This is a genomic window from Streptomyces daghestanicus, from assembly GCF_020521275.1.
GTDB classification, from domain to species: domain Bacteria; phylum Actinomycetota; class Actinomycetes; order Streptomycetales; family Streptomycetaceae; genus Streptomyces; species Streptomyces griseoviridis.
The window spans coordinates 506329-520234 of the sequence record NZ_BNDX01000008.1 but is presented as its reverse complement, the minus strand read 5'-3'; the positions used below and the strand labels follow the sequence as shown (position 1 = coordinate 520234).

Below are 13906 nucleotides of genomic sequence, written 5' to 3'. Positions count from 1 at the left end.
AGCAGACACAGTGCAGCGCTGGCGTGGCTTGGAGGACATCCCCGAGGACTGGGGACGCAGCGTCGTCACCATCGGCTCCTACGACGGCGTCCACCGCGGGCACCAGCTGATCATCCGGCATGCCGTGGACCGGGCCCGCGCCCTGGGCGTCCCGGCCGTCGTCGTCACCTTCGACCCGCACCCCAGCGAGGTCGTCCGCCCCGGCAGCCACCCGCCCCTGCTGGCCCCGCACCACCGCCGTGCCGAACTCTGCGCCGAGCTGGGCGTGGACGCCGTCCTCGTCCTCCCCTTCACCAAGGAGTTCTCGAACCTCTCCCCGGCCGACTTCGTCGTCAAGGTCCTGGTCGACAAGCTGCACGCCAAGGCGGTCGTCGAGGGCCCCAACTTCCGCTTCGGCCACAAGGCCGCCGGGAACGTCGGCTTCCTCACCGAACAGGGCCGCGTCTACGACTTCGAGGTCGAGGTCGTGGACCTGTACGTGAGCGGCGACGCGGGCGCCGGCCAGCCCTTCTCCTCCACCCTGACCCGCCGCCTGATCGCCGAGGGCGACGTCCGCGGCGCCGCCGAGATCCTCGGCCGGCCGCACCGCGTCGAGGGCGTCGTCGTCCGCGGCGCCCAGCGCGGCCGGGAACTGGGCTTCCCCACCGCCAACGTCGAGACCCTCCCGCACACCGCGATCCCCGCCGACGGCGTCTACGCGGGCTGGCTGCACGCGGCCGGCGAGGCGATGCCGGCCGCGATCTCGGTCGGTACCAACCCCCAGTTCGACGGCACCGAGCGCACGGTGGAGGCGTACGCCATCGACCGCGTCGGCCTCGACCTGTACGGCCTGCACGTCGCCGTCGACTTCCTGGCCTTCGTCCGCGGCCAGGCCCGCTTCGACACGCTGGACGCCCTGCTGGAGCAGATGACCGAGGACGTGAAGACGTGCCGGGAGCTGGTGGCGGAGGCGTCGGGGCGGGGCTGAGGCGGAGCGGTTGCCCCGTGACGAAGGGCCGGCACCTCCGGGGTGCCGGCCCTTCGCCGTGGTCCTTACTGCTGCGGCGGCATGTGCCCCGGCGGCATCCCGGCCCCGGGGTGGCCCGGCTGCTGGTACGGAGGCTGCGGGTACCCCTGCTGCGGACCGGACTGCCAGGGCTGGCCCGGGTGCGCGCCGGGAGGGCCCTGGAAGGGCGGTCCGGCCGGAGCCTGCTGACCCGGCATCGGGGGCGCCATGGTGGGCGGCGGGTTGCCGTCCGAGGTCCACAGCCCCTGCTCCTGCTGGGCCCGCGCGAAGTCCTCGGCGACCTTCACGGCCAGGTCGAAGTACGCCTCGCGGACCTTCGGCCGCATCATGTCGAGGTCGACCTCGGCCCCCGCCGCCAGATGCTCGTCGAAGGGCACGACGATCACGCCGCGGCAGCGCTGCTCGAAGTGGGTGACGATGTCCTCCACCTTGATCATCTTGCCGGTCTCGCGCACGCCCGAGATCACCGTGAGGGACCGCGAGACCAGGGACGCGTACCCGTGCGCGGACAGCCAGTCCAGCGTCGTACTGGCGCTGCTCGCGCCGTCCACCGAGGGCGTCGAGATGATGATCAGCTGGTCGGCGAGGTCGAGCACTCCGCGCATGGCGCTGTAGAGCAGTCCGGTGCCCGAGTCGGTGAGGATGATCGGGTACTGGCGGCCGAGCACGTCGATCGCGCGCCGGTAGTCCTCGTCGTTGAAGGTCGTGGACACGGCCGGGTCCACGTCGTTGGCGATGATCTCCAGTCCGGACGGCGCCTGTGACGTGAAGCGGCGGATGTCCATGTACGAGTTGAGGTACGGGATCGCCTGCACGAGGTCGCGGATGGTGGCGCCGGTCTCCCGCCGCACCCGGCGGCCGAGCGTGCCGGCGTCCGGGTTGGCGTCGATGGCCAGGATCTTGTCCTGCCGCTCACTGGCCAGCGTGGCGCCGAGCGCGGTGGTCGTGGTCGTCTTGCCCACGCCGCCCTTGAGGCTGATCACCGCGATCCGGTAGCAGGAGAGCACCGGGGTCCGGATGAGGTCGAGCTTGCGCTGCCGCTCCTGCTCCTCCTTGCGGCCACCGAGCTTGAACCGCGATCCGCCCGGCGTGGGGCGGCTGCTCCTGGCCTTCTGCTTCCTGCTGTTGACCAGCCGGTCGGAGGTCAGCTCGACGGCCGCGTTGTACCCGAGCGGCGCACCCGGGCTGACCTGCTCGCGCTGGTCGTGCTGCATGGCCTGCGGGTAGGCGGCACCGGTACGGGGGTCCACGCCGGGCCGGGCGGGCGGCTGGCCGTAGGGGTACGGGGGCTGCGGGGGCTGTCCGGGCACGGCCGGAGCGGGCTGGCCCGGCTGCGGCTGCGGCTGTGCTCCGGGCCCGGGCTGACCGGGCTGGGCGGGGGGCTGCTGGGGGTAGCCGTAGCCCTGCGGGGTCGGCTGCGGGAAGCCGTAACCGCCCTGCGGAGGCTGGGGCTGCTGGGGGTAGCCGTACGCGCTCTGCGGAGGCGTCGGCGCCGACGGGTGCGGGAAGCCGTAGCCCGCTTGCGGCGGGGCCGGAGGCGCGGGCTGCTGGGGCGGGAAGCCGTAGCCCGGCTGCGGAGGCTGGGGTGCGCCGAAGGCGCCCTGCGGGGCGGCCGGCCAGCCGGGCGGTGCTGCCTGCGGGGCCTGCGGCTGAGCCGGGTCCGCGGTGGGCTGGGCGGGCGTGGCCGGCTCGCCGGGCCGGGGCTGAGGGACCTGTCCGTCCGTGGCCGGCCACGCCTGGGCGGCGGCCGGCGCGGGTGCGGCCGGCGGCATGGGCGTGCCTCCGGCCGCGGCGGACGGGAACTGCGGCGGAAGCGGCGGAACGGCTCCTTCCGGTGCCGGCGGGGGCCGCCAGCCGGCCGCCACGTCCTGCTGGGCGCCCCGCTCCGGCTCCGGGGCCGAGTGCTCGGCCGCCTGGGTCTCGGCGGACGGGGCGGCGCCGTCGCCCTCGGTTTCGCCGTCCGCCGCCGTGTCCGCGGTTATGTCACCGGCGGTACGGGACTCCTCGCGGACCTCCGTGCCGGCGGCGTCCTCGGCGTCCTCGACTTCGTGGTCCGGTGTCGCCTCCGGGCCGGTCCCGGGGGCGGACGGCGCGTCGTCGGGGGCGGGGCTGTCCTGCGCGCGGAGCTCGGTGGACGCGCCGGTGTCCGGCGAGGCGCCGGGGGACGGGGCGGTGTCGCTCTCCGGCGTACTGCCGGGAGCGGTGGGTGACGCCTCGTCGGACGCGGCCGAGGCGTCCGGCGCCGGTTCGGCCGGGCTGCCCGCGGCGGGCGGAGGCGTGGGAGTGGAGGCAGACGCCGACGGGGCGGACGCCGGGACCGTCGGGTAGGGCGTGCCCACCGGCGGCGGGGGCGTCACCGGGGTCGCACCCGGGGGCGGTGGCGGAGGGGTCACCGGCGACGCCACGGGGGGCGGTCCGAAGCCCGGCACCGCGGCGGGCGGCCCGTCGGGTCCGGAACCGGAGCCGGGAGCGGCCTGGGGGACGGTGAACGGACCCGGTCCCGCGGCGGCTCCCTGACCGGGCGTGGCCGGCGGACCCGGGAAGGACGCTCGGCCGTGCGCCGGGGCCTGACCGGGAGCGGTGCCCTGACCGGCGCCCGCGCTCTGACCGGGGCCGGCGTCCTGGCCGGGGAAAGCCCCTTGTCCGGGGAAAGCTCCCTGGCCGCCGGGGAAGGCGCTCTGACCGGGGAAGGGGCTCTGGCCAGGAGCCGTCCCCTGCCCGGGAGTTGCCGGCTGCCCCGCGGCCACCGGCGTTCCGGGTGCCCCCGGTGCCGTGCCGTGGGCGGGGTTGGGTGCCTGGCCCGGGACCGTCCCGGAGCCGGGAGGCGTGGACGCGGGGGTGGAAGGGTCGGCGGGAGGGTTCTGCGCAGGGGCGGGAGCGGGCGGTGTCTGCTCTCCGCCGGCCGCCGCGGTCTGGGTGTACCAGGCAGGCGCGGCATAGTCGATGGTGAACTCGCCCGTCACCTCGACGGCCGATTCCGCGTCGGACTGGTCATCGCTGGGCGTGGTCCAGCCCACGCGCATCCCGTCCCGATCGCTGTGCACAGTTCCTCCTGGTGTGGTCGAGCACCCTCGTGCCGTACGGGCACTCATGTGCCGGGCTGGGGGCGACCGTACCTGTCGTCCGATCCGTCTCGTTTCCCCCCGGACGCGTGCGATCCGTCCGTAGGTTCCGACGCCGCACCCGCATCAAGCGTAAACGCCATGACGCCCGGCGGGGCAGGCCCGTCCGCCGTGCGTCCGGGCCGTCGCGGGGGCCGTCTCCCCGAGGAGCCGTCCACCCCGCCGGCGGCGTCTCCTCCGGACGCGGTGCGCCGCGCCGAACCCCGGGCAGAACCGGACGGGTGCGCCTATTCCGCCGGGGTGCCGCCGTTGTGCGGGGCCGGCTCCAGGTCGAACTCGCCGTCGCGGGCCCCCAGTACGAACGCCCGCCACTCCGCCTCCGTGTACCGCAGGACGGTGTCCGGGTCGAGCGAGGACCGCATGGCCACCGCCCCTTCCGGGAGATAGGCGATCTCTACGCGCTCCTCGTGCTCCTCGGTGCCGGGCGCGCTGTGCCATTCGACGTCCGAGATGTCGAGGGCGTACAGCTCGTCCCGCTCCCTCTCCTTGCGGGCCTTGACGTCCTCGTCCCGCGTCTCCGTGCTGCTGTCGTGTGCGTCGGCCATGGTCGAAGGGCCCCTTCCGGTGAGCGGACGACGTGCACGGTCACCATACTTGCCGCCCGGACGCCCGCACGGACGAACGGCCCGCTCCCAACCCCCGCGCCGGGCGCCGCCGTTCGCCGTGGGACCGCCTCGGCGCGGCCGGCCGCGTCCACCCACTGCCGAGGGCGTTCATCCTCAGGGGTGGGGGACGTGGGCACGCCGTACGCCCTGGTCGCCTCAGTCCATGCGGCGCGGTGCGCCGAGGAGCCCGGTCTCCGCGTCGGTGGGCTGGGTCATCACGTACTGCCGGTGTTTCTGCGTGCACCACAGCGCCACGCTGTCGGAGAGGGACGGCAGGGACGTGACGTCGTCCCGGCCCAGCCGCATCACCCTGCCGACGATGTCGGACTCCTGAGGGGAGATCCGCTGGATGCCGACGACGTCGGCGGTGGACAGCAGCCGTGGCGCGGTGGGGCCGAGATAGGGGAGCAGCGTCAGCACCGACTGCCACGGCTGAGTGGTGAGGCGGCTGCGCGGCGGGCGGATGCCGAGGTCGCGGATGATGAGCACCGGGCTCGCCGGGGACGGCCCCTGGGGAGCGATCCGCCCCACGGGGTGCACCGTCACGCACTGCTGGCCGCCGCCGGCCGCCTGCGCCATCGGCGACCACAGCTGGGGGCGGGCCGTCTCCACGGCCACCCGGGCGCCGATCGCCGCCGCGCGCAGGGCGATGACCTGGGCCAGCCAGGTGCCGCCGACCAGCACGACGTCCAGCCGGGTGGGCCGGCACAGGCCCAGGATCGCCGGCTGGTTGTCCGGGTCTATTCCGAGGACCATGCCGTCGTCGCCCACGGGCAGGGAGAGCTGCGCCAGCGAGCCGGCGTCCACGAGGTGGCGCTCGCGCCGGGGGCCGAGCAGGCCGAACGCGGCGCGCAGCCGGCGCTGGGGTCCGTGCCGGGAGGGGGCGGGGGTGCGGGGCAGGTGGCCCGCGCGCTGCCCGGGGAAGCCGGAGGCCGACGAGCCGAAACCGGGGCGGCCGGCGGCCGGAGCGGTCGGGGCGGACATCAGCGGGTACCTCCCAGCGGCAGGGTGGCCAGGACTCCGGGGAGCTGCTCACGGTCGAGCCGGACCAGACCGACCCGGAAGGCGGCCGCCGAGCGCTCCAAGTGCTGGGCGGCCTCGTCGAGTTCGTTCTCGCCGCGGCCGGTCAGGCGGACGTGGCCGGACAGGGCGAGGAGGCCGCCCCGCCGCTTGCCGATCGTCAGCGAGAAGGTGCTGGCCAGCGCCGGGGACGAGGTGAGCGCGCCGACCAGCTGCGGAAGCGTGGACGTCCCGCCGCCGACCTGCGGCCAGCGGGAGATCCAGTACGTGGTGTGCCAGCGGTCGTCGCAGCGCCAGGCGCGGGACGTCTCGGCGGTGCGGCGGCTGGAGCGGCTGCCGTCGAGCGCCGCGCCGCCGGTGGTGGCCAGTGGGTTGACGCAACTGGACGTGGCGATGGCCGCGTTGATGTCCGACTCGCTCAGCACCTTGGCCTTCAGACCGGCCCCCATCAGCCGGCTGGCCAGCTGGTCGGCGACCCGCAGCAGCGCTCGCCGGGCCCCCTGCATGCCGCCGCCGCGGGCCTGGACGGCCTCCGGGCACAGCTCCGGGTCGAGCTTGAGCGCGACCCACGTCAGCCGCAGGCCGGGCGTCATGCTCTGGGCCTGCAGCGGGCCGTAGGAGCGGACCGCCATGGCCTGCGGGGGCAGGTGCGGGGCCGGCGCGGGCTGGGTGTGCTGGACGACCTGGACGGAGGCGAGCCGGATGTCGTCCACCTCCAGCAGGCCCTGCAGCAGGTCGAGGGGGATGTCCCGGGTGCCGGCGGCGGGGCGCAGCGGGAGGTCGGCGGCCTCCACCTGTACCAGGGCGCTGAGGAAGGTGCCGTCACCGACCATGCCGATCTCGCGCTGCTGGCGGTCGTGGAAGGAGTAGGTGCGCAGCGCCGGGTCGCACTCGACGGCCGGGGCGAAGCCGGGGTCCGTGCCGGGCGGCACCGGCTCGGAGTTGCGCTTGCGTCGGTCCCGCAGGGCGCGGGCGGTGCCGAACCACTCGGGCAGCGGCCGGCCGCGCCGGCGCAGCAACCCGGCCAGGACCAGCGGAACGGCCAGCACGATGCCGACCGTGAGCCCGATGGGGCGCAGCAGCCAGCCGATCAGGAGCACGGCGGCGGCGAGTTCGAAGCCGACCAGCTGCTGGACCCGGATGGGGCCGATGCTGCCGGGACGCCGGGCGAGGGTGGGTGCGGCCGGGGCCGCCGGGGCGGTACGGTCGGAGGCCGCGGGCGGTGACTGCGCCGGCTCCGGCGGCCCTTCCGGCCGCTGGTTCTCCCGTGTGCGACGGCCGCCGTTTCGGCGCCGAGACCTGGTCGCAGTGCTCATCCCCCGGAACAACCCCTTTGCATTGTCTGGCCGCGACTTGAGCTGGCGGCGCACCACGGTACCCCGTACCGTACGGTGCGATCGTCACACGGCATAGTAGGGGCCCCTGCAGGAGCAAACGCCGCGGATCGGCGGGTGGCCCGGGGGTTCTCGTAAACGGCAGCAAAGTGAAAAACGGGGAGTTGACCGATCGATGGCGACACGTAGGGATGAGCTGAACGCCTATTCCTTCGCGCGCAAGCGCACGGTGGCGGCGTTCTTGCAGCCGTCCCCGCACGGTTCGGAGGAAGGCGCCCCGCGCCCCTTCAAGACCGTCCTGCCGAGTCTCGGCGTGGCCACGCTCATCGTCATCGGTTTCGGCGCCTGGGGCATGCTCAGCCCGACGGCGCCGAAGGGCTGGGACAGCGAGGGCAAGAACATCCTCGTCGGCAGCGAGTCGACGACGCGCTACGTCCTGGTGCGCACCAAGGGCGAGGAGAAGCCCAGCCTGCACCCGGTGCTCAACCTGGCCTCCGCCAAGCTGCTGCTCAAGGGCGACAACCCGCAGGTCATCAAGATCAAGGAGTCGGTGCTCGACGAGAGCAAGTACGCGATGGGCGCCACCGTCGGCATCCCGTTCGCACCGGACCGGCTGCCCTCCCCGAAGGACGCCGAGACGGTCAAGGTGTGGGCGCTGTGCGAGGCGCCGGGCAAGGGCGAGGACCAGCAGCCGGTCAAGGCGACGTACGTGCTCGACCAGTCCGACTACACCTCCCTGCTGCACAAGGGCGGCAACGAGCTGCGGCAGAACGAGGCCCTGTACGTGGAGGGTCCCGCCGAGGGCGGCGCCACCCCCCGCTACATGGTCACCTCGGACGGACGGGCCTACCTGATGGGCGGCAGGGACTGGAAGCTCCGGTCGGAGTCGGGGCTCAAGACGCTGGAGCGCGCCGTGTTCGGCGACGGCGTCTCGCCGCAGAAGGTCAGCGCCGAGTTCATCAAGACGCTGAACGTGGTGGGGGCGCTCGACTTCCCGAGCCTCGGCTCCGACGTCGGCACGCAGGCCCAGGTCGACGGCCTCGACCCCGGCCTGTCCAAGGTGGGGCTGATCGTCGAGGCGCCGTCGGGCCTCGGCAGGCAGAAGTACATCGTGCTGAAGGACCGGGTGCAGCCCGTCTCCGACTTCACGGCCCAGCTGTGGCTGCGCAGCCCCTGGGTGGAGGGCGTCTACGGCGCCGAGAACCCGGAGCCGGTGGAGGTCACCTTCAACGACATCCAGCCGGCCGACGGCGAGTGGATGTCGCAGGCGAACTTCCCCAAGGAGCCGGTCGCCCAGGTCAACACGCACTGGGAAGAGGGCGGCAACAAGGTCTCGTGCAGCGTCTGGCACGGCAAGGACGACCAGTACACCGGCCTTCCGAAGATGACCGTCTGGAGCGGCCGGGAGTACCCCAAGGACGTGGCCCAGAGCGGTTCCAGCACCTATGTCTCGCCCGGCAGCGGCCTCCTCTTCAAGCGCCTGACCGGCACCGACGCCGGCGGCGGCAGTGTCTACCTGGTCACCGACACCGGCCTGCGCTACTCGGTCCCCGCGACCAACGACAGCCAGGTCACCGGCGGTGAGAAGGCCGAGGGCGAGAAGACCAACACGGCCCAGGTCCGGCTCGGCTACGACAAGATCACCCCGGTCTCCGTTCCGGCGGCCTGGGCCGACCTGCTGGCCGCGGGGCCCGAACTGAGCAGCGGCAACGCCGAGCAGGCACAGGGGTCCTAGAGCCTGTCGTCCGGATCACGCCGCGGACGCGGGGCCTGGCACGCGCACCTGCCGCGTTGTCGTCACTCGCCGACGCTCCGCGTCGGCTTCCTCCTCCGCCTCGCGTCCGCACGCACCAGGCCCCGCTCACCGGCGCGAGGAAGGCGCAGCCGATTGCCCGCGACCTGATCCGAACGACAGGCCCTACGCGGGCGCCGGCCGCCGCGTCCGTGCGGGACGCGGCGGTGAAGAGGCTGTGTACATCCCTCCACAACCGGCTGCCGCCTCCGGCCCGCGCGCGGCCCGTCGCTACCATCACGGAGAAATCCGGCCCATGAGCCGGCAGAAACACAACGGGGGAGTACGTCGGCGATGACCGGCTACTACAAAGTCGAACTCCAGGCGCTCGCGCAGCTCGTCGCGCAGCTCGGTGAATGCGCGGACGACATGCGCGCCGCGATGAAACAGCTCAAGGACATCGGCCCCAAGAATTCCGGATACGCCGAACTGGAAGCGGCCTGCGACGAATTCCAGGAAAAGTGGGGGTACGGCATCGGCCGTATCGCCGACGCCGCGAGCGGTGTCACGGAGGGCCTTTCCGAAACACGGAAGGTGTACCAGGAACTGGAGGACCGGGTACGCGAGTCCTTCACGGCGTCCGGAAAGGCGGGCGGCGCGTGACAGCGATATCCGGCAGCGCCGCCGACGCGGCCCCGGTCACCGACGCGGCGGGCGGCGCCGCGGACGACGGAAGCGCGCCGGCCGCCTTCCGCTTCCAGGTCCAGCCGGAGTTCCAGCCGGTCCCGCTGGACCCTGGGGCCGGCGCGGCGGCCGGTGACGAGGTCCTCGACGAGCGGATGCGGGACTTCGCCCGCGCCTACTGGGGCGAGGCCGAGGAACGCGAACCGCTCCGCGCGTTCACCGCCGCCCTGTACGGCGTCAACTCCGCGCAGCTCGCCGCCGACGGCACCGTCTACCACGCCCTCGGCTTCTTCCCCGTCGGCGGCACCGCCGACGGGTCGCAGCCCCCCGAGCGGGTCAGCCGCTGCACCCTCACCGTCGGCGTCCGCGACCTCGACAACCCCGACCCGCACCTGACTGCCGCCGGCATCGCGGAGACGCTCGACCGGGCCGGGGACGGCGGCGAGGTCCAGCTCGTCACCCTTCCCGCGGGCCCGGCCGTCGTCCGCGTCGCGGGGTCGCGCGCGGTGTGGCAGCTCCCCGACGGGGAGCAGGAGCGCTTCTTCCTGCGCGTCGAGGTCTGGCTGCCCTTCCCCGAGGACGACCGGCTCCTGCTGCTGTGCCTGAGCACGGCCGACATCCAGGACCTCTACCGCTACCAGGCGATTCTCGCCGACATCGCCGACACGGTGACCTTCGGCGACGAGCCCGCGGCGGACGCCGCGGCGCAGCCCCGCCCCTTCGGATGACCGCGTCGAGGAGGACGTACGCATGAGCACACAGACCTACGACGCGCTCGGATTCGACCCGGCACCCGGCGAGCCGGCCTCGCTCCAGCGGATCGTCACCACCCTCACCGGAGTGGGCAGCCGGCTCGACGCGGCGCACGGCACCCTCACCCGCGTGGGCAAGGCCGACGGTGTCTGGGAGGGTGACGCCGCCTCGGGCTTCGCCGAGAAGATCGGAGAGCTGCCGCGCTATCTCGCCGACGGCCACGGCTCGCTGCTCGAAGCCGCGCGGGCCCTGCACGGCTGGCAGGCGCGGCTGACCGACTTCCAGGCCCTCGCCGCCCGTTACGAGCAGGAGGCGGAGGAGGCCCGCCGCGCGCTGAAGCGGGCGGAGGCCGATCCCGACCTGGGGCTGGCGGGCCGGACCTTCGACACCGAGGCGGCCCTGGACGACGCCCAGCGGCGCCTGGACCGCGCCGCCCGGCGGGTCGACGAGGCCGGCGCCGCCCTGGACGCCGTCATCCGCAAGGCCCAGGACCTGCTCGGCGACCACGAGGAGGCGGCGCGCGCCGCCGCGGAGGCCGTCCGCCGGGCCGCCGAACGCGCCCCCGACGAACCCGGCCTCTTCGACCGCTTCATGGACGGGCTCAAGGGGCTCGGCGACGCCGTCAAGGAGCTGGCGGGGGACATCTGGGAGTGGGTCCAGCAGCACGCCGACACCATCTACAAGATCGGCGACTGGCTCGGGTACGCCAGCGCCGCCTGTGACGTGCTCGCCGTCGTCTTCTCCGAGACCATCATCGGCGCCGTCGTCTTCGAGGCGATCGGCATGGTCCTCAACGGCGGCGCGCTCGCCGCGCACGCCGTCGGCTGGGCGGCCGGTGCCAAGAAGGGGAACTGGCTCGACATCGGGCTGGACATCGCCGGGTTCGTGCCGTTCGGGGACCTGGCGCGGGTGGGCAAGGTCGGACTCGGCGCCTTCAAGGGCGTCAAGATCCCGCTGAACGTCCTGGAGGCGGGTTCGAAGGCCGCCGACTCCCTCAAGCGCGCCGACGACATCGTCGAGGCGGTCGGCGGCGGCGCCGTACGGACCGTCGAGGAACAGGGCATGCGGGCGTTCGGCGTCGTCGGCGGCAAGATCGACGCCGTCAAGATCACCGCGGACACCTTCAAGGACCGCCTGGGCGTCGCCGTGGCCCGCCACTTCGGTGACGCCAACCTCTACCAGGCAGCGAGCGGACGCCTCGGCGGCGTACTCGACCACGTGGTGCCCAAGCTCGTCGAGAGCACCCCGCTGGGGCGGATCCCCGCCCTCGCCGACTCGGTCAGGTCGGTGGCGGACGACGCGGGCAACGTCCGGCAGTACGTGGACCCCCGGTCCTGGACGGCCCGCGGTTACGAGGCGGTCACCGGCGCCCACAACCTGTACAAGGAAGGCGTCCGGCACGTCACCGAGGACATCCAGTACGGGTCGGAGAAGTTCCACGAGTCCGTCGACACGGCGCGGGAGAAGGCCGGCGAGTTCACCGGCCGGCTGGCCGCCGCCAACCCCTTCGGATGAGCCGCCCCGGAGCCGGGGGTAGGGTCACCGAGCGCATCAGCAGCAACGTCAGAGTCCGGGGTTGACCATGAACCAGGCAGATCCGGCGTGGGGACCCCGTCGGCCGAAGTCGGCGTTCCGGCTGTGGAGCCGCTACGTCTTCCAGTGGTTCTGGGGCGTGCTGTACGCGCTCGGCCTGTTCGTGCTGCCGGTCGTCAGCGCCCTGCTCGACGCCCTCCACGACGCCTCCGGGCGTCCCCGGTCGCGCCCGCCGCGGCGGGTCTGGCTGAGTCTCGCGCGGCTGCGGCGGGAACGGACCGCTGACGTCGCCCGGGTCGAGGCGCGGCTGCGCGAGCGGATCACCGGTCATCCGGACAGCGCGGACATCCTCCAGATCGACGACAGCCACTACCGGCAGATCGGTGCGACGAGGGCGTTGCAGATCGCGGGGGAGTACGGCTGGCACCTGCCGGAGGACTCCCTGCGCCATGCCCCCCGGTGGCTGGTGCTGCGGCGGGGCGCGCAGCCGCCGGACCACCGGGCGCCGGCGCACGGGCGGGTGACGCAGTCACCGGCGCACGCCCTGGCCGCGGACGGCGCCCCGTACACGCCGATCCCGGTGGAAGAGCACGCCGTAGCGGGTGAGATGGGCCCGTCGATCCGCCTCTGGGGCGGTGACCGGCGGCAGCCCCCCGTCGCCCGGATCGGCGTCGAGCCGAGGCAGCCCGGCACGACCGGCCGGACGTCCCGCGAGCCGTTCACGCTCTACGGCGGTCCCGACGGCGGGCCGCTCTGCTCGGTACGGCCCGCCGGCCCCGGGTCCTACGACGTGCTCGCCGCGGACGGCACGGCGCTGGCCCGCGTCACGCGCCGCCCCGGCCGTCTCCTGCTGGGCCCGCGCCGGGTCCGGTGGACGGTGGAACCGGCGGGCTCGGCACCGCCGTTCACGGGGCGGGTCGGCACCTGGTACGCGTGGGGCGGGTACTACGTGACCTTCCCGCTGTGGGCGGTCGTCTGGGTCTGCGCGGCGGTGTACTCGCTCGTCAACGGAGAGGGTGACGACATCGCCGTCACCGGCCCGAGCCGCACCCGCTGGCGCGCTCCCGGAACGGGCACCGCCATGGAGTACCGGGGGCTCAACAAGGTCTACCGGATCGACCCGCGACACCTGGACGCCAGGATCGCCTACGCCCAGGCGTACCTCCACGCGCGGGACCGCTGACCATTCCACGCGGGGCGAAACCGGGCGAGCCGCGCGGATCGCGCGAACTGACTTGTGGACGAGTTGCGTTGGGTTCATCGCGATTCCACTACGTGCCTTATCCACTGTTCGCTCTGTCAGTGGTTGCGACTAGAGTGGACCCGGATCAGATGGGACACGAGTGCTGCCGGAAAGCGGCGGGCATTCCGTGTCCGTGGATCTAACCAGTACTTCTACGTCTCATGGGGGACACAGCATGGCTGGACAGCAGTTCACCATGACCGAGGAGGAGATGGTCGCGTTCAGCGGTCGCATCTCCTCGGTCAACTCCTCGATTCAGTCCGAGATCCGTCGGCTGCAGACCGTGATCGACACCATCACGGGCGGCTGGAAGGGCTCGGCGGCCACGGCCTACAACAACCTGCAGTCGCAGGTGAACCAGGATGCGAACAAGATCAACCAGATCTTGAACGACATCAAGGAAGCCGTCGACCAGAGCACCAAGGCTTACGCGGCTTCGGAAGAGGAGCAGCGCTCGTCCATCCAGAGCATCGCTGCCCAGTCCCCGTTCGGATGATCGGCCCCGTGCGCCGCGGCGCACGGCCGTGACCGACCATCTACACAACTGAGGAGACACAAGACATGTCCGGGCAGATCCTCGTCAATTTCCAGACGATCTCCCAGGCCGCCCAGGACGTCCGCTCGACGGCGAACAACATCCGCCGTCAGCTGGACGAACTCGAGGCCGGCGTGAAGAAGATCGCGACCACCTGGGAAGGTTCCGCGCAGGAGGCCTACCAGGCCAAGCAGACCGAGTGGGACCAGCGCGCCAACTCCATGCAGCAGACGCTGGAGGCCATCGCGAAGGCTCTCGACGGCGCCGCGCAGAACTACCAGGCCACGGAGCAGAAGAACGCCTCCATCTGGGGCGGCTGACGTGATCGCTTGATGGGGG

The 13906-nt window shown here is 73.2% G+C and carries 12 protein-coding genes; 8 read left to right on the top strand and 4 right to left on the bottom strand.

The annotated features are described in order from the left end of the window. Positions 1-10: 10 nt before the first annotated feature. On the top strand, positions 11-967 hold the full coding sequence (locus tag Sdagh_RS11735) for a bifunctional riboflavin kinase/FAD synthetase (RefSeq protein ID WP_189424196.1): 957 nt from the start codon (positions 11-13) through the stop codon (positions 965-967). Between the two features lie 65 nt (positions 968-1032). On the opposite strand, the gene Sdagh_RS11730 is transcribed toward Sdagh_RS11735, so the two are convergent. The 4 genes from Sdagh_RS11730 to eccE all read right to left on the bottom strand — a co-directional run bounded on the left by Sdagh_RS11730 (position 1033) and on the right by eccE (position 7069). Further along, entirely contained in the window at positions 1033-4098 is a 3066-nt protein-coding gene (locus tag Sdagh_RS11730) for an SCO5717 family growth-regulating ATPase (protein WP_373301926.1), read from the bottom strand. Positions 4099-4355: 257 nt separating this feature from the next. After that, positions 4356-4673 (bottom strand): DUF397 domain-containing protein, encoded by a 318-nt coding sequence (locus Sdagh_RS11725; protein WP_189424200.1) that lies wholly within the window; start codon positions 4671-4673, stop codon positions 4356-4358. Positions 4674-4889: 216 nt separating this feature from the next. Then, a complete protein-coding gene (locus Sdagh_RS11720) occupies positions 4890-5717 on the bottom strand; it encodes a hypothetical protein (RefSeq protein ID WP_189424202.1) in 828 nt (275 codons plus the stop codon). Then, complete coding sequence (gene eccE / locus Sdagh_RS11715) at positions 5717-7069, bottom strand: type VII secretion protein EccE (protein ID WP_190078423.1); 1353 nt, start codon at positions 7067-7069, stop codon at positions 5717-5719. The genes Sdagh_RS11720 and eccE overlap by 1 nt, the downstream gene beginning before the upstream one ends. 193 nt (positions 7070-7262) lie before the next feature. Between eccE and eccB the strand changes: the two genes are divergently transcribed. The 7 genes from eccB (at position 7263) to Sdagh_RS11680 (ending at position 13887) form a co-directional block, all read left to right on the top strand. Then, positions 7263-8822, top strand: a complete 1560-nt coding sequence (eccB, locus tag Sdagh_RS11710) for a type VII secretion protein EccB (protein ID WP_190012161.1) — start codon at positions 7263-7265, stop codon at positions 8820-8822. A gap of 351 nt (positions 8823-9173) precedes the next feature. Beyond that, on the top strand, positions 9174-9482 hold the full coding sequence (locus Sdagh_RS11705) for a DUF6317 family protein (protein ID WP_190078424.1): 309 nt from the start codon (positions 9174-9176) through the stop codon (positions 9480-9482). Then, complete coding sequence (locus tag Sdagh_RS11700; RefSeq protein ID WP_226535042.1) at positions 9479-10231, top strand: hypothetical protein; 753 nt, start codon at positions 9479-9481, stop codon at positions 10229-10231. The genes Sdagh_RS11705 and Sdagh_RS11700 overlap by 4 nt, the downstream gene beginning before the upstream one ends. Before the next feature lie 22 nt (positions 10232-10253). Then, a complete protein-coding gene (locus Sdagh_RS11695) occupies positions 10254-11771 on the top strand; it encodes a putative T7SS-secreted protein (RefSeq protein WP_190078425.1) in 1518 nt (505 codons plus the stop codon). 67 nt (positions 11772-11838) lie between these two features. After that, a complete protein-coding gene (locus tag Sdagh_RS11690; protein ID WP_190012163.1) occupies positions 11839-12972 on the top strand; it encodes a hypothetical protein in 1134 nt (377 codons plus the stop codon). 235 nt (positions 12973-13207) lie between these two features. Then, a complete protein-coding gene (locus Sdagh_RS11685) occupies positions 13208-13528 on the top strand; it encodes a WXG100 family type VII secretion target (protein WP_189424222.1) in 321 nt (106 codons plus the stop codon). A gap of 65 nt (positions 13529-13593) precedes the next feature. Further along, positions 13594-13887 (top strand): WXG100 family type VII secretion target, encoded by a 294-nt coding sequence (locus tag Sdagh_RS11680; RefSeq protein ID WP_189424224.1) that lies wholly within the window; start codon positions 13594-13596, stop codon positions 13885-13887. The last annotated feature ends 19 nt before the right edge of the window (positions 13888-13906 follow it).